General features: G+C 72.9%; 21 protein-coding genes and 1 riboswitch. Of the genes, 17 read left to right on the plus strand and 4 right to left on the minus strand.

Annotation, left to right across the window (positions count from 1 at the left end; all coding sequences use genetic code 11):
* Positions 1–118 precede the first annotated feature (118 nt).
* Positions 119–916, minus strand: a complete 798-nt coding sequence (locus tag AB0G52_RS32535) for a tyrosine-protein phosphatase (RefSeq protein WP_132887286.1) — start codon at positions 914–916, stop codon at positions 119–121.
* A gap of 175 nt (positions 917–1,091) precedes the next feature.
* On the opposite strand from AB0G52_RS32535, the gene AB0G52_RS32540 reads away from it, so the two are divergent.
* The 3 genes from AB0G52_RS32540 to AB0G52_RS32550 all read left to right on the plus strand — a co-directional run bounded on the left by AB0G52_RS32540 (position 1,092) and on the right by AB0G52_RS32550 (position 5,569).
* On the plus strand, positions 1,092–3,176 hold the full coding sequence (locus tag AB0G52_RS32540; RefSeq protein WP_132887287.1) for an alpha-galactosidase: 2,085 nt from the start codon (positions 1,092–1,094) through the stop codon (positions 3,174–3,176).
* 306 nt (positions 3,177–3,482) lie between these two features.
* A riboswitch (cyclic di-AMP (ydaO/yuaA leader) is annotated at positions 3,483–3,644 on the plus strand.
* Between the two features lie 4 nt (positions 3,645–3,648).
* Positions 3,649–4,593, plus strand: coding sequence for a M23 family metallopeptidase (locus AB0G52_RS32545; protein ID WP_132887288.1), 945 nt, complete (start codon positions 3,649–3,651; stop codon positions 4,591–4,593).
* 190 nt (positions 4,594–4,783) lie between these two features.
* Positions 4,784–5,569 carry an SGNH/GDSL hydrolase family protein gene (locus AB0G52_RS32550; RefSeq protein WP_361341474.1) on the plus strand — a complete coding sequence of 262 codons (786 nt, stop codon included), beginning with the start codon at positions 4,784–4,786 and terminating at the stop codon, positions 5,567–5,569.
* Between the two features lie 49 nt (positions 5,570–5,618).
* On the opposite strand, the gene AB0G52_RS32555 is transcribed toward AB0G52_RS32550, so the two are convergent.
* Positions 5,619–6,221 (minus strand): TetR/AcrR family transcriptional regulator, encoded by a 603-nt coding sequence (locus AB0G52_RS32555; RefSeq protein ID WP_361341299.1) that lies wholly within the window; start codon positions 6,219–6,221, stop codon positions 5,619–5,621.
* A gap of 42 nt (positions 6,222–6,263) precedes the next feature.
* Positions 6,264–6,791, minus strand: coding sequence for an N-acetyltransferase family protein (locus AB0G52_RS32560; RefSeq protein WP_361341302.1), 528 nt, complete (start codon positions 6,789–6,791; stop codon positions 6,264–6,266).
* Here AB0G52_RS32560 and AB0G52_RS32565 point away from each other — a divergent pair.
* Complete coding sequence (locus tag AB0G52_RS32565; RefSeq protein WP_361341305.1) at positions 6,790–7,392, plus strand: XRE family transcriptional regulator; 603 nt, start codon at positions 6,790–6,792, stop codon at positions 7,390–7,392. The two genes, AB0G52_RS32560 and AB0G52_RS32565, sit on opposite strands and share 2 nt — an antisense overlap.
* 164 nt (positions 7,393–7,556) lie before the next feature.
* Here the strand turns inward: AB0G52_RS32565 and AB0G52_RS32570 are convergent, their stop codons facing one another.
* Positions 7,557–8,735, minus strand: coding sequence for a glutamate dehydrogenase (locus AB0G52_RS32570; RefSeq protein ID WP_132887291.1), 1,179 nt, complete (start codon positions 8,733–8,735; stop codon positions 7,557–7,559).
* 140 nt (positions 8,736–8,875) lie between these two features.
* Between AB0G52_RS32570 and AB0G52_RS32575 the strand changes: the two genes are divergently transcribed.
* The 13 genes from AB0G52_RS32575 to AB0G52_RS32635 all read left to right on the plus strand — a co-directional run bounded on the left by AB0G52_RS32575 (position 8,876) and on the right by AB0G52_RS32635 (position 21,519).
* Positions 8,876–10,063, plus strand: a complete 1,188-nt coding sequence (locus AB0G52_RS32575) for an MBL fold metallo-hydrolase (protein ID WP_361341308.1) — start codon at positions 8,876–8,878, stop codon at positions 10,061–10,063.
* Between the two features lie 581 nt (positions 10,064–10,644).
* Positions 10,645–12,846: an ATP-binding protein gene (locus tag AB0G52_RS32580; protein ID WP_361341311.1), complete on the plus strand. Its 2,202-nt coding sequence runs from the start codon at positions 10,645–10,647 to the stop codon at positions 12,844–12,846.
* 86 nt (positions 12,847–12,932) lie between these two features.
* On the plus strand, positions 12,933–13,367 hold the full coding sequence (locus AB0G52_RS32585) for a roadblock/LC7 domain-containing protein (protein ID WP_132887295.1): 435 nt from the start codon (positions 12,933–12,935) through the stop codon (positions 13,365–13,367).
* A gap of 2 nt (positions 13,368–13,369) precedes the next feature.
* The gene (locus AB0G52_RS32590; RefSeq protein WP_132887296.1) at positions 13,370–13,741 is read left to right on the plus strand and encodes a DUF742 domain-containing protein; all 372 of its coding nucleotides are present in this window, start codon (positions 13,370–13,372) and stop codon (positions 13,739–13,741) included.
* Positions 13,719–14,318, plus strand: a complete 600-nt coding sequence (locus AB0G52_RS32595; protein WP_132887297.1) for an ATP/GTP-binding protein — start codon at positions 13,719–13,721, stop codon at positions 14,316–14,318. The genes AB0G52_RS32590 and AB0G52_RS32595 overlap by 23 nt, the downstream gene beginning before the upstream one ends.
* A gap of 61 nt (positions 14,319–14,379) precedes the next feature.
* The gene (locus AB0G52_RS32600) at positions 14,380–14,961 is read left to right on the plus strand and encodes a GAF domain-containing protein (RefSeq protein WP_132887298.1); all 582 of its coding nucleotides are present in this window, start codon (positions 14,380–14,382) and stop codon (positions 14,959–14,961) included.
* 57 nt (positions 14,962–15,018) lie between these two features.
* Positions 15,019–15,618 (plus strand): TetR/AcrR family transcriptional regulator, encoded by a 600-nt coding sequence (locus tag AB0G52_RS32605; protein WP_361341316.1) that lies wholly within the window; start codon positions 15,019–15,021, stop codon positions 15,616–15,618.
* A gap of 135 nt (positions 15,619–15,753) precedes the next feature.
* Positions 15,754–16,683, plus strand: coding sequence for a LysR family transcriptional regulator (locus AB0G52_RS32610; RefSeq protein ID WP_361341319.1), 930 nt, complete (start codon positions 15,754–15,756; stop codon positions 16,681–16,683).
* Positions 16,684–16,811: 128 nt separating this feature from the next.
* Positions 16,812–17,525, plus strand: a complete 714-nt coding sequence (locus AB0G52_RS32615; protein WP_361341322.1) for an SDR family oxidoreductase — start codon at positions 16,812–16,814, stop codon at positions 17,523–17,525.
* Between the two features lie 30 nt (positions 17,526–17,555).
* Complete coding sequence (locus AB0G52_RS32620) at positions 17,556–17,927, plus strand: nuclear transport factor 2 family protein (RefSeq protein WP_361341325.1); 372 nt, start codon at positions 17,556–17,558, stop codon at positions 17,925–17,927.
* Positions 17,928–18,106: 179 nt separating this feature from the next.
* Positions 18,107–19,135 (plus strand): L-threonine 3-dehydrogenase, encoded by a 1,029-nt coding sequence (gene tdh / locus AB0G52_RS32625; RefSeq protein ID WP_132887303.1) that lies wholly within the window; start codon positions 18,107–18,109, stop codon positions 19,133–19,135.
* A gap of 19 nt (positions 19,136–19,154) precedes the next feature.
* Positions 19,155–20,348, plus strand: coding sequence for a glycine C-acetyltransferase (locus tag AB0G52_RS32630; protein ID WP_361341328.1), 1,194 nt, complete (start codon positions 19,155–19,157; stop codon positions 20,346–20,348).
* Between the two features lie 268 nt (positions 20,349–20,616).
* Positions 20,617–21,519, plus strand: a complete 903-nt coding sequence (locus AB0G52_RS32635) for a LysR family transcriptional regulator (protein WP_132887305.1) — start codon at positions 20,617–20,619, stop codon at positions 21,517–21,519.
* Positions 21,520–21,548 lie beyond the last annotated feature (29 nt).

Below are 21,548 nucleotides of genomic sequence, written 5' to 3' on the forward strand. Positions count from 1 at the left end.
AAAAAATAAACTTTTTTTTTTTTTTTTCCCCTGTCTCCCTCTCCCTTTCTCCGGGGGGGGTTACCCCCCCCCCCCCCCCCCCCGGGGCCCCCCCCCCCCCCCCCCCCCCCACCACGCCCTAGTCGAGCAGGCGTTCGCGCAGCCGCTCCCGGGTCGCCGGGGTGAGCCCGAGTCCCTGCTCCAGGTAGGTGTCGACGTCGCCCCAGGTCTCCTCGATGCTCTCGACGGCCGCCGCCAGGTACTCCGCGCGCGCGTCGAAGAGCGGGCTGAGCAGTTCCATCACCTCGGGGCTGTAGACGCTGTCCCCGCTGCCACTGCGCTTCACCCGGTAGCGGCGGTGCTTGGCGTTGGACTCCAGGTAGTCGGCGAGGATCGCGTCCCGTTCCACACCCACCGCGAGCAGCGTCACGGCGATCGAGATGCCCGCGCGGTCCTTGCCGGCCGCGCAGTGCATCAGCGCCGGGACGCTGTCCTCGGCGAGGGCGTGCAGCACGCGCGCGTGCTCGCCGGTACGGTCCTTGACGATCATGCGGTACGAGTTGACCATCCGGGCCGCCGCCCTGCCGTCGCCCAGGAGCCCCCGCAACTGCTCGATATCACCCTCGCGGACCATCGTCCAGAACTCGGCGCCGTGCGCCGGGTCGCTCAGGGGCAGGTTCACGTTCCGCACGCCGGGCAGTTCGACGTCCGGGCCCTCCAGCTTCTGGTCCGCCGCGTTGCGGAAGTCGAAGATCGTGTGCAGGCCCAGGGAGGCGAGGAACTGCGCGTCCTGCTCCGTCGCGTGCGCGAGGTGCCCGCTGCGGAACAGCACGCCGTGCCGCACCCGGCGCCCGTCCACGGTCGGCAGGCCGCCCACGTCACGGAAGTTGCGCACACCGGCCAGCTCGGGCTCGGTGGACGGGACCTGCTGCGTCACGGGGGCTCCTCCCGGCCGGCCCCGTCGGCGCGGCTCGTCGACGGGCACTGCGTCGACCATACGACATCGGTTTCCACAGGCAATGAGTTGTCCACAGACGTTGCCTCCGGGGCCCGCGGCCCTTGATGATGTTGGGGCTTGAGCGGATCTGTTGGCACCTGTGTGAGGTTTCTCGATGGTGGACATCGCCGAAAACGGTCGTACCTGGCTCCTGTCGGGCCCCGGGAGCAGCTACGCGCTGCATCTGACGGAGGCCGGCGAACTGCTTCACCTGCACTGGGGGCCGCGTATCCGGCTCGCCGACGCCGAGGCCCTCAGCACCCGGGTGCTGCCCGGCTACTGGCCCTTCGAGTCCCCGCTCGACGGCCGTGAGGAGTACCCCGTCGAGGGCGGCCCCCGCTTCGTGCGCCCCGCGCTGTCCGTGCGCACCGAGGAGCGCCGCGGCACGGAGTGGACCTTCGAGTCGTACGAGACGGCGGGCGACGCGGGCGACGAGGAACTGCGCCTGCGCTTCCGGGACGACGGGATCGTCATCACCCTGCACTACCGGATGCGCGGCGACGTCGTCGAGCGCTGGGTGACCGTCGGCAACGAGGGCCAGGCGCCCGTGGAGCTGCTGCGCGCCGACGCGGCCACCTGGACGCTGCCCGACCGCGAGGGCTGGCGGCTCTCCCAGCTGCACGGCCGCTGGGCCGCCGAGTCCCGGCTGGTCAGCACCCCGCTCACGTACGGCGAGAAGGTCATCGGCAGCCGTCGCGGCCACACCGGCCACCAGCACCTGCCCTGGGTCGCCCTGGAGACCGACGCCACCGAGGAGCACGGAGAGGTCTGGGGCTGCGCCCTCGGCTGGTCCGGGTCCTGGCGGATCGCCGTCGCCCAGCTTCCCGACGCGCGCGTGCAGATCACCGGCGGCGCCGGCTACGACGACTCGGGCCTGCTGATGCTGGCCGAGGGCGAGTCGTACACCAGCCCCGTGTTCGCGGCCCTGTGGTCCGACGGCGGCTTCGGCGGGGCGAGCCGGGCCTGGCACGCCTACCAGCGGGCGCACGTCATCCCCGACGCGGACCGGGACCGGCCGGTGCTGTTCAACTCGTGGGAGGCGACCACCTTCGACATCTCCGAGGAGCAGCAGGCCACCCTCGCCCGGCGGGCCGCCGCGATCGGCGTCGAGCTGTTCGTGGTGGACGACGGCTGGTTCGGCGCCCGCACCTCCGACCGCGCCGGCCTCGGCGACTGGACACCGAACCCGGACCGGTTCCCGAAGGGCCTGGCGCCCCTCGCCGAGTACGTGCACGCGCTCGGCATGCAGTTCGGCATCTGGGTCGAGCCCGAGATGGTCAACCCGGACAGCGAGCTGTACCGCGCGCACCCCGACTGGGTGCAGTACCAGCAGGGCCGGAAGCGCACGGAGCTGCGCAACCAGCTCGTCCTCAACCTCGCCCGCGAGGACGTCCAGGAGTACCTCTGGGAGCAGCTCGACGCCCTGCTGTCCAGCGCGCCCATCGACTACGTCAAGTGGGACTTCAACCGCTGCTTCACCGACGCGGGCTGGCCGGGCGAGCCCTACCCGCAGCGCCTGTGGGTGGACCACGTGCGGGGCCTGTACGCCCTGCTCGACCGGATCCGCGCGGCCCACCCGGACGTCGCCATCGAGTCCTGCTCCGGCGGCGGCGGCCGGATCGACCTCGGCATCATGAGCCGTACCGACGAGGTGTGGACCTCCGACAACACCGACCCGCTGGACCGGCTCGCCATCCAGCACGGCTTCAGCCAGATCCACCCCGCCCGGGTGATGTCCGCCTGGGTCACCGACAGCCCGAACCACCAGCTCAACGGCCGGGTCAGCTCGCTGCGTTTCCGGTTCGTCAGCTCCATGGCCGGGGCGCTCGGGGTGGGCGGCGACCTCTCGAAGTGGACCGAGGAGGAACTCGCCGAAGCCGGTCACTGGGTGGGGCTCTACAAGGAGATCCGGCCGCTGGTGCAGCGCGGCGAGCAGTTCCGGCTGCGGCCCCCGGCCGGCGGGCTCAGCGCGGTGCAGTACACGCTCGGCGACGAGACCGCCGTCCTCGCCTGGCTCCAGGCGCAGAGCTACGGCGAGCCGGTGCCGGCGCTCCGGCTCAGGGGCCTCGACCCGGAGGCGTCGTACGAATGCCGCGAAACGGGCGAAGTGCACCGCGGCGCCGTGCTGCTGCACCACGGGCTGCAGGTGGGGCTCAAGGGTGACCTGGATGCGGCAGTCATCCGACTCCGTCGCATCTGATCCTTCTGCCTGATTTGGTGCCTTCGTTCCAACTCGCTCTGGAATAGGGGGACGTGGCGTGACGTGCGTGAGGAGCGTCATATCGGTGACCGACCGTCGCGCGTCATGTCCACGTAATGGAGGTGCCTCACAAGGAATTCCCGGGAGCGGAAAAGGCCGGGATGCACGGAGGGTGACCGGGAATTCCCGTAACGGATCAACCGGAGCCAGGAGGTCGGGAACCGATCGCTTGTCCGGGTGCGTCCTGCTCGCTTACGTTCGCCACGCATCCGGACGGAACGCCGAATCCTGCCGCCGCCCGGAGTCCCCACACACTCACCCGTGCCCGGCAGGAGCGGGGGACCCACCAGGCAAGACCGCCTGTTCCGGTTCCCGGGACAGGCCAGGGGTGTAGTCACGCCTTCCGGCGTGGCCGGGCAGCTCCAGCCCGAACCCGACAGCTCACCTCGCAGGCGCCGGAGAGGAACGCGCCATGCCCGCGAGGGGTAAGCACCGCCGCCCGAAGACCCAGCGTCTCACCCGTTCGATGGCCGTCGCCGGAACCGGTGGCGCCGCGCTGGCCCTGCCGCTCATGGGGGCCACCGGCGCCCACGCGGCCACCGCGCAGTCCGTCTCCGCGAAGGCTCCGCAGGCGCTGCCGGCCGTCGCGAAGGCGGCGCCCGGGAAGGCGACCGTACGGACGTCCGCCGCCGCGCGTTCCGCGCACCGCACGTACACCGTGGTGCCGGGCGACTGCCTCTCGGAGATCGCGCGCGACCAGCACATCAGCGGGGGCTGGCACCGGCTCTACGCCGACAACCGGCAGGCCGTCGGAGACAACCCCTCGCTGATCCACCCCGGCCTCGAGCTCACGCTCGGCGGCCGCGGCGCCACGACCACCGGTACCGCCGACTCCGGTGCCCGGCCCGAGGCGCACTCGGCCACCTCGCCGGCCGCCTCGTCTCCGGCGGCCACCCCGTCCGTGCCGTCCACCCCGTCGACCCCGGACGACTCGACGGCGGCCGCCTCCGGACACGTCCTCCCGGTCAGCGGCGCCACCGTCGGCACCGGCTACCACGTGCCGGGCGCCATGTGGTCCAGCGGCTACCACACCGGCGTCGACTTCGTCGTGCCCACCGGCACCCCCGTCAAGGCCGTCGGTGCCGGCACGGTCGTCACGGCCGGCTGGGGCGGCGCCTACGGCAACCAGGTCGTCATCCGGCTCGCCGACGGCTACTACGCGCAGTACGGTCACCTCTCCGCGCTCTCCGTCTCGGCCGGCCAGACCGTGACCGCGGGCCAGCAGGTCGGCCTCTCCGGCGCGACCGGCAACGTGACCGGCCCGCACCTGCACTTCGAGATCCGTACCACCCCCGACTACGGCTCGGACGTGGACCCGGTCGCCTACCTCCGCTCGAAGGGCCTCGCCGTCGGCTGACGGCCGCCCCCGTCGGCCCGGCAATCATCGCGTCAACGTCGCTGAGCAGGCCGTTATTCCAGCCTTGGCCCACTATTTAAAGGTGTCTTATCTCACCGATCGTCAACCCTTTATTACGGTCGCGTAGGTCACAGTCAAAGGTGAATCATGATCCGACGTGGCAGACGATTCGAAGAGTGACAACGCATCAGTGATCGGGTCGTACGTGGCGCTGGGGGACAGCTTCAGCGAGGGCGTCGGCGACCCGGGCCCCGACGGGGCGTTCGTCGGCTGGGCCGACCGGTTCGCGGTACTGCTGTCGGACCGGCGCCCCGAGGACGACTTCCAGTACACCAACCTCGCCGTGCGCGGGAAACTGCTCGACCAGATCGTGGCGGACCAGGTGCCCAAGGCCCTGGAACTCGCCCCGGACCTGGTCTCCTTCTGCGCCGGCGGCAACGACATCATCCGTCCCGGCACCGATCCGGACGAGGTGGCCGAGCGGTTCGAGCGGGCCGTGGTCCGGCTGACCGGGGCCATCGGCACGGTCATGGTGACCACCGGCTTCGACACCCGCAACGTGCCCGTCCTCAAACACCTGCGCGGCAAGATCGCCACCTACAACGGTCATGTGCGGGCGATCGCCGACCGGTACGGCTGCCCCGTGCTGGACCTGTGGTCCCTGAAGACCGTGCAGGACCGGCGGGCCTGGGACGACGACCGGCTGCACCTCTCTCCCGAGGGGCACACGCGGGTGGCGCTGCGGGCCGGTCAGGTGCTCGGCATCGAGGTCCCCGCGGACCCCGACCAGCCCTGGCCGCCGCTGCCGCCCCGCGGCACCCTCGAGATCCGCCGCGACGACGTGCACTGGGCCCGCGAGTACCTGGTCCCGTGGATCGGGCGACGGCTGCGCGGCGAGTCCTCGGGGGACCACGTCACGGCCAAGGGCGCGCTCTCGCCGGACGACATCAAGATGCGGATCGCTGCCGTGGCCTGAGGCGCCCGCCCGCGGGGCGGGCCGGCGGCGGCCCTCTGGGGGCCGCCTCTCACTGCCCCGCGGGCAGCCCCAGTTCCCTGGCCAGCGCCTCGTCGGCCCACTCCTGCGCCCGGGAGCGCGGTACGGCGCCCGGGTAGGAGGTGAGCTGGACGGCGAGCCCGTCGAGCAGGGCCGTCAGCCGCAGGGCCGTGGCCATCGGGTCGGGGCACCGGAACTCACCGGCGGCCACCCCCTCGGCGATGACCTCGGCGAGCGCGGCCTTCCACTGCTGGTCCAGACTGCGGGTCACGTCCCGCAGAGCGGGTTCGCGCAGCGCCACCGCCCAGCCCTCGATCCACAGCCGCCACCCCTTGGCCTGCCCGGTCGGCGCGTACCAGCGCACCGCCGCCCGCAGCCGGCGCAGCGCCGACGTCCGGCGGCCGAGGAGCCGGCGCAGATGCGCGAGATCGCCCTCGGCGGCGTGGGTGAACGCGGCGGCGACCAGCTTCTCCTTGGTGGAGAAGTGGTACAGCACCAGAGCGTTGCTCACGCCGAGCGCCGACGCGACGTCGGCGATGCGCACCGCCGCCACGCCCCGCGCCTCGATCTGCTCGACGGCGGCCCGCAGCAGCTCCTCGCGCCGCTCGGCCACACTCAACCGCACTCTCGCCACGCGGTCACCCTAATCGGTCGTCCCGCCACCCGCGTCGCGGTCTCAGGACAGCGGCAGCCGCATGAGCGTCAGGTCCAGCCAGCGGCCGAACTTGGTGCCCACCTCCCGGACCGTTCCGGCGTGTTCGAAGCCGAACCGCTCGTGCAGCCGGACGGACGGGTCGTTCCGGGCCTCGATACCGGCGATCATCACATGGTGGCCCGCCTCGCGCGCCGCGGCGATCAGCGCGGCCAGCAGCGCGGAGCCGATGCCGAGTCCCTGGCTGCCCTCGCGCACGTAGACGGAGTCCTCCACCGTGTGCCGGTAGCCGTCCAGGGCGCGCCACGGTCCGTAGACCGCGAATCCGGCCACCTCGCCCGGAGCGCCGGCGGCCTCGGCCACGAGCGCCGAACCGCGTGCCAGGTGCGTGGCGAGCCAGGCCGCTCCCTCGGCCGGGGTCTGCGGCGTGTCGGTCCACAGGGCGGTCGAGTGCTCGATCGCGTGGTTGCGGATCGCCCGCACCGCCTCCGCGTCACCGGCCTGTGCCGGGCGGACCGTCACCACGGGGGTCCTCTCGTATAGTGGATTCATGTCCAACATAGTAGATCCCGCGCCGGACGACCTCGTGGCGAGGATCGCGGCCAGGGTCCGCGCCGAACGGGAACGGCGCCGCTGGACCCTGGCGCAGCTCGCGGACGCGTCCGGGGTGTCCGCGGCGATGATCAGCCGGATCGAACGGGGCGAGAGCAGCCCCACCGCCGTCGTCCTCGGCAAGCTGTCCGCCGCCTTCCGGCTCGGCGTCGCCTCCCTGCTCGCCCTCGCCGAGGGCGCGCCGGACGCCGTGGCCGACACGGCGGGCGTACTGCGCGGCGCGGACGCTGCCGAGTGGCAGGACCCCGGCACCGGCTACCGGCGCCGTCAGGTCACCGGCCCGCGCTTCCCGGCGGAGATCGCCGAGATCCGGCTGCCCGCCGGAGCCCGCGTCCCGTACCCGGCGGCGGCCTTCGCCTTCGTACGACAGCTCGTCTGGGTCCTCGACGGGCGGCTGACCTTCCACGACGGCGACGCCGTCCACGAACTCGGCACCGGCGACACCATCGAACTCGGCGCCCCCGCCGACCGCGTCTTCGCCAACACCACCGCCACCGAGTGCCGTTACGCCGTGGTCCTCACCCGCGACACCCGGCCGTGAGCCACCGGCGCCCCGCACGCCTCGCCTCGGGTGGTTCCTCCGACGCGGTTCCCGTGCGCCGCTCGCACGGCTGTGCCGCGCGACATCCGGCCGTGAGCCACGGCCGGATGCACGCCTCGGCACCGCGCGGCTCCTCGACGCGGCACCCGTGCGCCGTCGGCCCGTCAGCGGTACCAGCCGAACCGTTCCGCGATCACCGGCAGCCGGTCGGTCACCAGTGCGTGCGCGGCGGCCCGCGGCGTCGTGCCGTCGGACTCCGCACGGTCCAGCATCAGCCCCACCAGGGCCCGCATCGAGCGCCGCATGTGGGCGAACGCCTCGTCGGCGTCCGGGCCGATGTCGCCGAACAGGGTCCACCACCACCAGGCGTTGGTGCCCGAGTTGACCACCACGTCCGGCAGCACGGTCACCCCGCGCGCGGTGAGCCGTTCCTCCGCCTCGGGCAGCACCGGCATGTTGGCCGCCTCGACGATCCAGCGGGCGGTGACCAGGTGCTCGTTGGCCGTGTCAATGGCGTACGACACCGCGGCGGGCACCAGCACCTCCGCGTCCGTGCCGAGCCAGGCGTCCCCCGGCAGTTCGAGGTCGCCGGGGCGCAGCACCGCGCGGTCGACGGTGCCGTACGCGTCCCGCGCGCGCAGCAGGGCCTCGACGTCCAGGCCCGCCGGGTTGGCGATGGTGCCCTTGACGTCGGCGACGGCCACCACCGTGAGCCCCGCGCGGGCGAGGAAACGTGCCGTGGCCCCGCCCATCGTGCCGAGCCCCTGAACGGCGACCCGGGTCCCCCGGTGCGGCACCCCGGCCCGGTCCAGGGCCGTCAGCGCCGACTCGGCGACCCCGCAGCCGCCGGCGAGCTCGTCGAGTCCGAGGCCGTCCACCTCGACGGCGAAGGCGTCCGCCAGCCGTCGCCGGGCCGCCGTCTCGTCGTCCAGCAGCGGGTACACCGCCTGGACCGAGGAGACCAGGCCCGCCTCCGCGGCGGCCCGGTCCACCAGGTCCTGGGTGAGCCCGAGGTCCTCGCCGGTGGTCCAGAGGCTCTCGATGTACGGCCGCATGGCCCGCAGGTAGCGGACCAGCAGCGGATACGCCCCCGGGTCGCGCGGATCGCAGTCGATGCCGCCCTTGGCACCGCCGAGGGGGACGTAGCGGCCCTCGGGGTCGTAGTGCAGGGCCTCCTTCATCGTCATCCCCCGGGCGAGCCCGGTGACCTCCTCCAGGGTGCAGCCCGGCCGCATCCGCAGACCGCCGCTGGCCACGCCCCGCACCAACCGGTCCACGACCAGGAAGCCCTGGCGGCCGGTGACGTGGTCGGTCCAGACGAGAGACATCAGGGGAGCGGACACGGGGGCTCCTCGCGAACTGTGTGAAGAAAGAGTGTTACTGAACAGTGGGTCAGTATTGGGACGCGGGTGGCGCGGTGTCAACGCCGACCGCCCGCGGGGCCGACCATAATGGAGGCCTCGGCAACAGCACTGGAGGCACCGTGACCGGTTCGAGTCCCCTGAGCTCCGGGCTCCGCGCGCTGCGGCCCGCCGCCTTCGGCGCGGACCCCGGCGGTGAGCGCCTGGCCCGCATCCAGGGCTCACCGCACTTCAAGGACGGTGTCTTCCAGAACCCCGGCGGGGTCGCGCGCACCCGGCCCTCGGGTTCGATGCTGGACTTCGCGAAGAAGTACTTCGAGAAGGAGCAGCGCGCCCGCCGCGCTCCCCGGGGCACCGTCCCCGTGCACCCCACCGCCGTCGCCGACCTCGCCAAACCCGCGGCGAGCGGTCTCCGGGTGACCTGGATGGGGCACTCCAGCGTCCTCGCCGAGATCGACGGGCACCGCGTCCTGTTCGACCCCGTCTGGGGCGAACGCTGCTCGCCGTTCCCCTTCGCCGGCCCCAAGCGCCTGCACCCGGTCCCGGTGCCGCTCGCCGCGCTCGGCCCGGTCGACGTGGTCGTCATCTCGCACGACCACTACGACCACCTCGACCTGCCGACCATCAGAGCGCTGGCCGGCACGGACACCCTGTTCGCCGTGCCGCTCGGCGTCGGGGCCCACCTGGAGCAGTGGGGGGTGGCGCCCGGCCGGATGCGCGAGCTGGACTGGCACGAGGCGACCGAGGTCGGCGGTCTCACCCTGACGGCCACCCCCGCCCGCCACTTCTGCGGCCGGGGGCTGCGCAACCCCCAGCACACCCTGTGGGCGTCCTGGGTCGTGGCGGGCGCGGAGCACCGGATCTACCACAGCGGTGACACCGGCTACTTCGACGGTTTCCGGGACATCGGAGCCGACCACGGCCCCTTCGACCTGACGATGATCCAGATCGGCGCGTACAGCGAGCACTGGCCCGACATACACATGACACCCGAGGAGGGCATGCGCGCCCACCTCGACCTCCAGGGGGGCCGCCCGCACGGCGTGCTGCTGCCGATCCACTGGGGGACCTTCAACCTCGCCCCGCACGCCTGGGCCGAGCCGGGGGAGTGGACCAAGGACGCGGGTGACGAGGCGGGCCAGGCGGTGGCGCTGCCGCGCCCCGGCGAGCCCTTCGAACCGTCCGGGAAGCTGCCCGCCGACCCCTGGTGGCGCACGGTGTCGGCGCCGATCACCCGGCCCTGGCGCCTCGCGGTACGGCCGGAGAACGCACCGGGACGAGGAGACCTCGACCTCGCGGGCGAGGCGTGACCCGGACGCGTCGGTGACGAGACCGTGAGGTGAAAGTGGCGTGCGTGCCCCTGCCCGGACCGGGCGGGGGCACCGTCATGACCGGCCGTGCGGTCGTGCCGTTCCTCTGCCGCCGGGGGCCGGCGGCAGTCGGCAGGCGGAGGCCAAAGGGGTCACTCTGGGTGATGCTTTCGGGGTGGTGGTGAGGGTGTGAGGGGGTGGTCCGGTCCTCGGTCCGGTCGGTCGGTGCGTTGTGCGGCGCGCTCCGCTGCGGGGGAGCGGTACGACGGGCGGCCCGGCTCGCCCCTTCTGGCGGTGACCGTTTTTGAGCAGGTCGGATCGGTCGGTGGTCGTTCGGGGACGTGGCGCCGACGAGGTTATCGGGCTTTCGTACGACGGCTCATACCAGAGCGGGACCATCTCCGGGTGACTTTGTCAACTGCCCACCGCACATGATGCCTGGGCGACTACTGTGAGTGTCCGTCGGACGACGCGGGGCCGGAATCTTCTGCGATCCCCTCGGCCGGCACCGCGATGGCGCATGCCCAGCTCGCGCGACCCGCGCGAGAGACCAGGCCCGACGGACCAGTACGAGGACGCAGATGTCTCACCTCCGTGCACCGGCCGCCCGCGCCGACCGCCGTGAGGGCGGCCGGCACGGACGTCCGGTCGCCCGACCCGTTCCCGCGCTGCCCGAGGCACACATACGGCCGCAGCTGATGCGTCTCGCCGTGCTGCCGCCGGTCGCGGTGGCGCTCAGCGGCTGCGCCGCCGTCCTCTTCACGATCCGCTCCACCGGCGCCCGCCCCGGCCTCGGCCTGCTGGCCGTGCTCGCCGGAGCGCTCTCGGTGACCGCCGCGGGCATCGTGATCGCCGCCGTGGCCGCGGCCCGCGCCGCCCGCTCGGTCAGCGACCGCGTGGACGTGCTGCGCCGCACCGCCGCCCGCGGGGAGACCGATCTGCGCGCGCTCGTCGAGGCGCTGCGCCGGGGCGAGAACCCGCCCCCGCGCACACCGCGCGGCGGACCGCCCGAGGACGCCGACGACTTCGAACTGCTCGCCGCCGACCTGTCGCGCGCGCACGACGGCGCCGTCACCGCCGTCGTTCAGGCCGCCCAGCTCTCCAGCCAGGCGGGCAGCGAACAGAAGCTGGAGGTCTTCGTCAACCTGGCACGGCGGCTTCAGTCCCTCGTGCACCGGGAGATCTCCATCCTCGACGACCTGGAGAACGAGATCGAGGACCCGGACCTCCTCAAGGGCCTCTTCCACGTCGACCACCTGGCCACCCGCATCCGGCGGCACGCCGAGAACCTCGCCGTGCTCGGCGGAGCCGTCTCCCGGCGGCAGTGGAGCAACCCCGTCTCCATGACCGAGGTGCTGCGCTCCGCCATCGCCGAGGTCGAGCAGTACTCCCGGGTCAAGCTCGTCCCCCCGATCGACGGCGAACTGCGCGGACACGCCGTCGCCGACGTCATCCACCTCCTCGCCGAACTCGTCGAGAACGCCACCGTGTTCTCCGCCCCGCACACCCAGGTGCTGCTCCGCGCCAACCTCGTCACCTCCGGCCTCGCGGTCGAGGTCGAGGACCGCGGGCTCGGCATGCCGGTCGGCGAACAGTCCAAGATGAACGCCCTGCTCGCCGACCCCGACCAGGTCAACGTCGCCAGCCTGCTGGCCGACGGCCGCATCGGCCTGTTCGTGGTCTCCCAGCTCGCCCGCCGCCACGGCATCCAGGTGCGCCTGCAGACCAACATCTACGGCGGCGTCCAGGCCGTCCTCGTCGTCCCGCAGGCCCTGCTGGGTACGGCGCCGGGCGCACTCGGGGCCGTACCGCAGCCGCGCGGCACGGCGGCCGGAGGCGGTACGCCGACGGCGCCGGGGGGTGCCCCGGGCACCGGGACCGCGTGGCCGTCCGCCGGCACCGGGGCAGCGGAGGGCGGCGCACCGCCCGGCGCCGCGGGGACCGGCACCTTCACCGGCACCGGCACCGACACCGGCACCGGGAGCCGGGCGGCGACCGAGGGCGGCCCGCCGGCCGGAGGACGCACCGGGCGACAGCCGGGGGCTCCCGGTGCGGCCGGCGGTGAGCGTCGTCGGCACGCGCAGCCCGGCGGGGCACCCGCGCCGCTGCCCGTGCGCGGCGCCCGGGACACCCGGCCCAACCCCGCCGAGGCGCTTCCCGGTATCCGGCCCGAGGACCGGCCCACGGTCGCCGGGAACGCCGGCGCCCCGCCCGTGCCCCGCGTCGGCGCCGTGCGCGGCACCATGGGCAAACCCCAACTGCCGCGCCGTCGCGCCCAGGAGCACATCGTCCCCCAGTTGCGCGGCGGCCCGGCGCCCCGCCAGGACAGCACCGAGGCTCCGGCCGGACACGACCCCGGCCTGATGGCCGCCTTCCAGCGGGGCATCGGCCTCGCCGAGGCCCAGCAGCACCTGGAGGCCACCCAGCCGGACCCACCGGCACCGGCCACCGCACCGGCCGAACCGGCGCCCCCCGTCATCGGAGCGCTCGACACGGCGGTGACGGGAGCAGGCGGCGGCGCGGGCGCCTCCGGGGGCGACCCGGCGAGCAGCACCTCGGGCGCCACCCACGTCCACGCCACCCACGTCCACACCGCGCACGACCACCTGGCCGACGAGTACATGGCCGGCGACCACTCGGCCCAGACGCACCTGAGCTGGGCACACCGCGACCCCGCCGACCCCCCGTCGGTGTCCCGGCCCTCGTCGCACTCCCAGGCCCTGCGCCCGGTGCACACCTCCGAGTTCACCGCCCGGCCCGACGGGAGCACACCGGCCGGATGACCAGCACCGTCACCACCCCCACCGCCCACTCCACCCCCACCCCCAGTGCTCCCGGGGACCTTCGTACTTCAAGGAGTCGATCCACCATGGCGAGCGATGCGACGACCGCCCAGGTATCCGACCTCGACTGGCTGATGAGCGGCCTCGTGCAGCGCGTACCGCACACCACCAGCGCCGTGCTGCTCTCCTGCGACGGGCTGGTGAAGTCCGTCCACGGCCTCGACCCGGACAGCGCCGACCACATGGCGGCGCTCGCCTCCGGGCTGTATTCGCTCGGCCGCAGCGCGGGCGTCCGGTTCGGCGACGGCGGCGACGTCCGCCAGGTCGTCGTCGAACTCGACTCCACCCTGCTGTTCGTCACCACCGCCGGCTCCGGCACCTGCCTCGCGGTACTGGCCGGCCGGGAGGCCGACGCCGCCGTCCTCGGCTACGAGATGGCGATGCTGGTGAAGAGCGTCCGCCCGTACCTCGTCACCGCGCCCCGGCAGCACGCCGTCGAACCCACGGCGATGAGGCCTTGAGGGTGGCGGCAGCCGGCGACGGGCCGTGGCTGGACGACGCGGCCGGACGCCTCGTGCGCCCGTTCACGGTCAGCAACGGCCGCACCGAGCCCAGCATCGCCCTCGACCTGATGTCTCAGGTGATGGCCACGGGGACCACGCCCCTCGGCTACCTCGGCCCCGAGCACGCGCAGGCGCTCGACCTGTGCCGCGGCCCCCTCTCGGTCGCCGAGATCGCCGCGCACCTCAAGCTGCCCGCCGTGGTCACCAAGGTGCTGCTCTCCGACCTCGTCGACTGCGGGGCGCTCACCGCCAAACCCCCCGCCTTCCGCCACAACCCCACTGACCGGTCCCTCCTGGAGGCAGTGCTCGATGGACTACGACGACAGCTCTGACCCCTTCCCCACCGCGCTGAAAATCCTGGTGGCCGGTGGGTTCGGGGCCGGCAAGACCACTTTCGTGGGCGCGGTGAGCGAGATCGCACCGCTGTCCACGGAGGAACTGCTCACCACGGTCAGCGCCGCCACCGACGACCTCGAAGGCATCGAGAACAAGGTCGAGACGACGGTGGCCATGGACTTCGGCCGGATCACCCTGGACCCGGAGCACGTGCTGTACCTGTTCGGGACGCCCGGGCAGGAGCGGTTCTGGTTCATGTGGGACGAGCTGTCCGAAGGCGCGCTCGGCGCGGTCATCCTCGCCGACACCCGCCGGCTGGAGGACTGCTTCGCGGCCGTCGACTTCTTCGAGGAACGCGGCCTCGGTTTCATCGTCGCCGTCAACGAGTTCGACGGCTCCTACCGCTACGACCCGGAGGAGGTGCGCGCCGCCATCGACCTCGACCCGCAGATCCCCGTCGTCCGCTGCGACGCCCGGATCTCCAGCTCCGGCGTCCAGACCCTGCTCACCCTCGTCCGCCACCTCATCGCCCACGCGCCGGTCTCCGCGCCAAGCCACGGCGCCCACAGGTGAAGCCCGCACATCCCTCACGGAGCCCGTACATGACCCACGTCCACAGCGCCGGAGCCCGCGCATGAGGTACGACCCTGCGCGCCCGGCCGGCCGTCTGCTGCTCACCCCGGAGGACAAGGAGGCACCCGAGCGCACCCGGCGCCTCGGCCAACTGCGCCTGGGCGGCCGCCCCGACCCCGAGCTCGACATCTACGCGGACCGGCTCGCCGAGATCACCAGGGCGCCGTACGCCATGGTCAACTTCATCGACCAGGACCGCCAGTTCTTCGCGGGCCTGCACCTGCCGGCCGTGGCGCCACCCGTGGTGAAGCCCGACGGCAGTACGCCGGTGCTCGGCCGTGAGCTGGCCCGCGACCACGGTTTCTGCCCCCACGTGGTGGTGCGGCGCAAGGCGCTGGTCCTGGAGGACGTCTGCGACTACCCGCGGTTCGCGGGCAACCCGATCGTCGACGAGTTCGGCATCCGCTCCTACCTGGGCGCCCCGCTCGTGGACAGCACGGGGACGGTGCTCGGCACGGTGTGCGCGGTCGACGTGGAGCCACGGCCCTGGGGGCGGCCCGGTCTGGAGACCATCAAGGCGTCGGCGGCGGAGCTGGTGGCCCGCCTGGAGCGACGCGAGGCCGACGGGTTCCCGCTGCTGTGACGACGGGAACGCCCCGGTCACCAGCCGACCGGTCTAGTACCTCCGTACCCTGGTCCCATGGGACGTACCAGTGACGCCAAGCTGAAGATCCTCGCCGCCGCCCGGTCGCTGATCGAGGGGCGCGGGTACGCGGCGCTCGGGGTGGCCGAGATCTGCCGGGCGGCCGGGGTGCCCAAGGGCAGCTTCTACTACTTCTTCGAGTCCAAGGAAGCGCTCGCGCTCGCGGTCGTGGACGAGCACTGGGCGGCGCAGAAGCGTGACTGGACCCGGGCCCTGGCCGGTGACGGTGAGCCGTTGCGGCGGCTGCGGCGGCTGTTCGAGGAGACGGAGGCCGGGCAGCTCGCGGGCCAGCGGGACTGCGGCACCGTTGCGGGCTGCCTGTTCGGGAACCTCACCCTGGAGCTGAGCAACCAGACCGAGGCGGTCCGCGGACGGCTGCAGGAGATCTTCGACGCCCAGGTCGACATGGTGGAGTCAGTCGTCACCGAGGCCCGCCGGCGTGGTGAGGTGGACGTGACCGACAGCCGGGAGGCGGCGCGGGCGGTGGTGGCCCAGCTGGAGGGCCAGGTGATGTTCGCCAAGCTCTACAACAGCCCGGGCCGGCTGAGCCCCCTGTGGCAGAACTGCCGGGCCCTGCTGGGGGCGACGGAGGGCTAGCCCCCTCGGGGGACGACGGCCGACGCCCGTGCCGTGGCGAGCGCGGGCCGGGGCCGCCGAGGGGCGGGCGCGCTGCCGCGCGGCCAGGACCGGCTGCCTCGCGGCTGAGAGGCTCGGCCTTCCAGCACGCGTAGCATGGCGCGCGTGGAACTCCGCCAGCTGCGGTACTTCGTCGCGGTCGCCGAGGAACTGAACTTCGGCCGGGCCGCCGAGCGGCTGCTCATCGCGGGGCCCTCGCTCTCCCAGCAGATCAAGGCGCTGGAACGGGACCTGGGCGTCCGGCTGTTCGACCGGGACCGCCGCTCGGTCTCCCTCACCCCGGCCGGCGCCGACCTGCTCCCCCACACCCGCGCCCTGCTGGAGCGGGCCGACGACCTGCGACGCCGGGCAGGCCGCCTCTCGGGCTCCCAGTCGGTGCGGCTCGGCTACGTCAACTGGCTGCCACCGGACCTGACCTCCCGTACGGCCGCGGTGGCGCGGGTGCACCTGGACGCCTGGGTCGCCCCCTCCCACACCCAGGCCGCCCGGGTCGCCGACGGCAGCCTCGACCTCGCCGTCTGCTGGGTGCGCACCGAGGACCTGAAGCGGCTCGGACTGCGCGCCAGGCTGATCGGCGCCGACCGGCTCTACGCCGTCGCGAAGGGCCCCGACACCGGCGAGGTGCGGGCCGGTGACGTCGACGTCCTCATCGACGACGACGTCACCTCCTGGGCCTCCTGGAACGCGTACGCCGAGGAACTGACCGAGACCGTCGGCGCCCGCGCCGTACGCATCTCCGACGGCGCGGTCACCGGTCCGGCCTTCTTCGACCACGTCCGCCGCTGCACCCGCCCCGTCCTGAACTCGCCCAAGGGACAGACCGCCCCGCTCCCGCCCGACCTGGTCCGCCGGGAGGTCGCCGGGCCGAAGGTGTACTGGACCTGGTCCCTGGTCATGCGGGAGAGCGAGGACCGCGCCGGGGTCCTGGCCGCCGCCGACGCCCTGTGCGACGGCGTCGGCGACCTCGGAATCCAGGCCCCGGACGCCTGGCTGCCCACCGGCGACCCGTACGCGCCCCTGCGCTGAGCTGCGCTGGGAGGCAGCGCCTCCCAGCCAGGAGGAGACTGATCCTGGCATGCCCCGCCCGTCCGACCTACCGTCCAAATAGTCGACCGGTCGGCTAGTAACCGGTCAGCCATACGGAGAAGGTCATCATGAGCACACCCCAGCAGAAGGTCGCGATCGTCACCGGTGCCTCCCAGGGCATCGGTGCCGCCCTGGTCGAGGGCTACCGCAAGCTCGGCCACGCCGTCGTCGCCACCTCGCGCACGATCACCCCCGCCGACGATTCCGACGTCCTGACCGTCCAGGGCGACATCGCCGACCCGGAGACCGCCGAGCGGGTCGTGGCCGCGGCCGTCGACCGGTTCGGCCGTGTCGACACCGTGGTCAACAACGCGGGTGTCTTCGTCGCGAAGCCGTTCACCGAGTACACGGCCGCGGACTACGCCACCGTCACCGGCATCAACGTCGCCGGCTTCTTCCACCTCACCCAGCGGGCGGTCCCGCACCTGCTCGCCCAGGGCGGCGGACACATCGTGAGCGTCACCACCAGCCTGGTCGACAGCCCGGACGCCCGCGTCCCCTCCGTCCTCGCCTCCCTCACCAAGGGCGGGCTGCAGTCCGCGACCAAGTCCCTGGCGATCGAGTACGCCACCCGCGGCATCCGCGTCAACGCCGTCTCGCCCGGCACCATCAAGACCCCCATGCACCCGACGGAGACCCACGAGTTCCTCGCCGCCCTGCACCCGGTGGGCCGGATGGGCAACGTCAGCGACATCGTCGACGCGGTGCTCTTCCTGGAGACCGCGCCCTTCGTCACCGGCGAGATCCTGCACGTCGACGGCGGCATGAGCGCCGGGCACTGACCGGGCGCCACACCGAAGACAGGAGTGGACATGATCACCACGGCTGACGACACGGCGGTCCTGAGCCGGGTGCTGGACCGGTGGAAGGCGGCCGTCGACGGGCACCGTCCCGCGGACGTCGCCGCCCTCTTCACCGAGGACGCCATCTTCCAGGGACTGCACCCCTACTCGGTCGGGCGGCCGGGCGTCGCCGCGTACTACGCCTCCCAGCCCCCGGGTATGAAGGCGGCGTACCGGATCCTGGAGACCCGGCGGCTCGCCGACGGGGTGGTGCTCGGCTACCTGGCCGTCGAGTTCTCCTTCCGGGACCGGTCACCGCTGGAGGTGAAGCTCTCCGTCGTCGTCACCCGGGTGGCGCAGGACTGGTACCTCGGCCACTACCAGGTCTCGCGCCTCGAATAGGCAGACGCCGCCGGGGGTTTCGGGGGGCGTGAAGCGCAGCTGTGGCGGCGCTTAAGAAAACCTCGATGGACCCCGGCGCCCGGGTGCGGCAGATTTCTGTGCGATACCACCCCCCATGCCCGGTCGCGGGCCGCTTCGGCGTGCCCGCGACCGGCATCTCACGCACAGGAGCCGTAGCGTTGAAGGCGCTGGTCAAGGAGAAGGCGGAGCCCGGCCTGTGGCTCGCGGACGTGCCGGAGCCCGCGGTCGGACCGGGTGACGTCCTGGTCAGGGTGCTGCGGACCGGGATCTGCGGCACCGACCTGCACATCCAGGCCTGGGACGGCTGGGCGCAGCAGGCCGTCACCACGCCGCTGGTGGTCGGGCACGAGTTCGTCGGCGAGGTGGTGGCCACCGGACGCGACGTCGTGGACATCAAGGCCGGCGACCGGGTCAGCGGCGAGGGCCATCTGGTGTGCGGCAAGTGCCGCAACTGTCAGGCCGGGCGGCGTCACCTGTGCCGGGCCACGGTCGGCCTCGGTGTCGGCCGCGACGGCGCGTTCGCCGAGTACGTGGCACTGCCCGCCGGGAACGTCTGGGTGCACCGGGTCCCGGTCGACCTCGACGTGGCCGCGATCTTCGACCCGTTCGGCAACGCCGTGCACACCGCGCTCTCCTTCCCGCTGGTCGGCGAGGACGTACTGATCACCGGTGCCGGACCGATCGGCCTGATGGCGGCGGCGGTGGCCCGGCACGCGGGCGCCCGGCACGTCATGATCACCGACGTCAGCGAGGAGCGCCTCGACCTGGCCCGCAAGATCGGCGTGAGCCTGGCACTGAACGTGGCGCAGGCCTCCATCGCCGACGGTCAGCGGGAACTGGGCCTGCGCGAGGGCTTCGACATCGGCCTGGAGATGTCCGGCCGGCCCGAGGCGATGCGGGACATGATCGCCAACATGACGCACGGCGGCCGGATCGCGGTGCTCGGCCTGCCCACCCAGGAGTTCCCCGTCGACTGGGCCCGTATCGTCACCTCGATGATCACCATCAAGGGCATCTACGGCCGGGAGATGTTCGAGACCTGGTACGCGATGTCCGTCCTGCTGGAGGGCGGTCTCGACCTCGCCCCCGTGATCACCGGCCGCTACGGCTACCGCGACTTCGAGGCCGCCTTCGCCGACGCGGCGAGCGGCCGCGGCGGCAAGGTCATCCTCGACTGGACTGCGTAATCCCTTAGGAGCTTCTGCCATGTTCGACTCCGTACGCGACGACCTGCGCGACACCCTCGACGAGATCCTCGCCGCCGGGCTGCACAAGCCCGAGAGGGTCATCGGCACCCCGCAGTCCGCGACCGTCGCCGTGACCGCCGGAGGCCGCCCGGGTGAGGTCCTCAACTTCTGCGCCAACAACTACCTCGGCCTCGCCGACCACCCCGAGGTGATCGCCGCCGCCCACGAGGCACTGGACCGCTGGGGCTACGGCATGGCCTCGGTCCGCTTCATCTGCGGGACCCAGGAGGTCCACAAGGAGCTGGAGGCGCGGCTGTCGGCGTTCCTCGGCCAGGAGGACACGATCCTCTACTCCTCCTGCTTCGACGCCAACGGCGGCGTCTTCGAAACCCTGCTCGGCGAGGAGGACGCGGTGATCTCCGACGCCCTCAACCACGCCTCGATCATCGACGGCATCCGGCTCTCCAAGGCCCGCCGCCTGCGCTACGCCAACCGCGATCTCGACGATCTGGAAAGGCAGTTGAAGGAGGCGGCCGGGGCGCGGCGCAGGCTCGTCGTCACCGACGGGGTGTTCTCCATGGACGGCTACGTGGCGCCGCTGCGCGAGATCTGCGACCTGGCCGACCGGTACGACGCGATGGTCATGGTCGACGACTCGCACGCCGTCGGCTTCGTCGGCCCGTCCGGCCGGGGCACCCCCGAGCTGCACGGCGTGATGGACCGCGTCGACATCGTCACCGGCACCCTCGGCAAGGCCCTCGGCGGCGCCTCCGGCGGCTATGTGGCGGCCCGCGCCGAGATCGTCGCCCTGCTGCGTCAGCGCTCCCGTCCCTACCTCTTCTCCAACACCCTCGCCCCGGTGATCGCCGCGGCCTCGCTGAAGGTCCTCGACCTGCTGGAGTCCGCCGACGACCTGCGCGTGCGCCTCGCCGAGAACACCGCGCTGTTCCGGCGCCGGATGACCGAGGAGGGCTTCGACGTCCTGCCCGGTGACCATGCCATCGCCCCTGTCATGATCGGCGACGCGGCCGAGGCCGGACGGATGGCCGAGCTGCTGCTCGACCGGGGCGTGTACGTGATCGGCTTCTCGTACCCGGTGGTCCCGCAGGGCAAGGCCCGGATCCGCGTCCAGCTGTCCGCGGCCCACTCGACGGCCGACGTCAACCGCGCGGTGGACGCCTTCGTGGCGGCCCGCGCGGAACTGACGAGCTGAGCGCGGGGCCCGCCGAGCAGCCCAGCACCGGCTCCGGAGACGACCGGCACCAGCGACCGCCGCCCACGCGCTCGACCGGGAAGCCGGGGGAAGCAGCGCTTCCCACCCGGTCGGCACCCGCGGCCGGTGCCCGGGGGCGGTGCCTGCGGCCAGTGGCCGGTGTCGGCGGCCCCCTGCCTGCATTCCGGTTGCCGTAACCCGGTGTCCGCGCCCCCCTGCCTCCCCGCCGGCGGTTCGGGGGCGCGGACATATTGCAATAATCGGCCCCGTGATCGAAGCGCGGCGGCTCCATATCCTTCGTGCGGTGGCGGACCACCGCACCGTGACGGCGGCTGCCGCCGCGCTCTTCCTGACCCCGTCGGCCGTCTCCCAGCAGCTGGCGGCCCTGGAGCAGGAGACCGGCCACCGCCTGGTCGAGCGCAGCGCCAAGGGGGTACGGCTCACCCCGGCCGGCGAGATCCTGCTCGGCCACACCAACGTGGTCCTCGCCCAGCTGGAGCGGGCCGAGGCCGAACTGGCCGCGTACAGCTCGGGCGAGGCCGGCACGGTCACCGTCGCCGCGTTCGCGACCGGGATCGCGCAGGTGGTCGCCCCGGCCGTGGCCCACCTCGCCCGTACCGCCCCCGGCATCCGCATCCGGGTCCAGGACGCCGAGGGCGACGCCAGCCTCCCGATGGTCCTGGACCGGCAGGTCGACGTCGCGGTGGCCGTCGAGTACCGGGGGGCCCCGCCCGCCGACGACCCGCGGCTCACCCACGTGCCCCTGTACGCCGAGCCCTTCGACGCCGTCGTCCCGCTCCACCACCGTCTCGCCGAGCTCCCCGAGGTCTCCCTCGCGGAGCTGGCGAAGGACGTCTGGATCGGCCCGTACCCCGGTAACCCCTGCCATGACGTGGTCGTCCTGGCCTGCGAGAACGCCGGTTTCCAACCCCGCCTCGAACACTCCTCGGACGACTTCCGTGCCGTGGTCGCCCTGGCCTCGGCCGACGCGGGCGTGGCCCTCGTACCCCGCTCCGCGCTGCGCGGCATGGACCTGACCGGTGTGGTCGTACGCCCCGTCGACGGGGACGCCCCCACCCGCCGGGTGTTCGCGGCCGTACGGCGCGGCGCCGAGGGGCATCCGCTGATCCGTCCGGTGCTGGAGGCACTGGGCGGGGCGGCGCGGCCGTGAGGCATCCGTAACACCGGTGTTTCACATGT

The organism is Streptomyces sp. NPDC021562, assembly GCF_040640875.1.
Taxonomy (GTDB): Bacteria; Actinomycetota; Actinomycetes; order Streptomycetales; family Streptomycetaceae; genus Streptomyces.

Bases quoted from the DNA above. Each gene is read 5' to 3' on its own strand.
- AB0G52_RS32540 (WP_132887287.1), top strand. From the start codon at position 1,092: ATGGTGGACATCGCCGAAAACGGTCGTACCTGGCTCCTGTCGGGCCCC.
- AB0G52_RS32545 (WP_132887288.1), top strand. From the start codon at position 3,649: ATGCCCGCGAGGGGTAAGCACCGCCGCCCGAAGACCCAGCGTCTCACC.
- AB0G52_RS32565 (WP_361341305.1), top strand. From the start codon at position 6,790: ATGTCCAACATAGTAGATCCCGCGCCGGACGACCTCGTGGCGAGGATC.
- AB0G52_RS32560 (WP_361341302.1), bottom strand. From the start codon at position 6,791: ATGAATCCACTATACGAGAGGACCCCCGTGGTGACGGTCCGCCCGGCA.
- AB0G52_RS32580 (WP_361341311.1), top strand. From the start codon at position 10,645: ATGTCTCACCTCCGTGCACCGGCCGCCCGCGCCGACCGCCGTGAGGGC.
- AB0G52_RS32585 (WP_132887295.1), top strand. From the start codon at position 12,933: ATGGCGAGCGATGCGACGACCGCCCAGGTATCCGACCTCGACTGGCTG.
- AB0G52_RS32595 (WP_132887297.1), top strand. From the start codon at position 13,719: ATGGACTACGACGACAGCTCTGACCCCTTCCCCACCGCGCTGAAAATC.
- AB0G52_RS32600 (WP_132887298.1), top strand. From the start codon at position 14,380: ATGAGGTACGACCCTGCGCGCCCGGCCGGCCGTCTGCTGCTCACCCCG.
- AB0G52_RS32605 (WP_361341316.1), top strand. From the start codon at position 15,019: ATGGGACGTACCAGTGACGCCAAGCTGAAGATCCTCGCCGCCGCCCGG.
- AB0G52_RS32610 (WP_361341319.1), top strand. From the start codon at position 15,754: ATGGCGCGCGTGGAACTCCGCCAGCTGCGGTACTTCGTCGCGGTCGCC.
- AB0G52_RS32615 (WP_361341322.1), top strand. From the start codon at position 16,812: ATGAGCACACCCCAGCAGAAGGTCGCGATCGTCACCGGTGCCTCCCAG.
- AB0G52_RS32620 (WP_361341325.1), top strand. From the start codon at position 17,556: ATGATCACCACGGCTGACGACACGGCGGTCCTGAGCCGGGTGCTGGAC.
- AB0G52_RS32630 (WP_361341328.1), top strand. From the start codon at position 19,155: ATGTTCGACTCCGTACGCGACGACCTGCGCGACACCCTCGACGAGATC.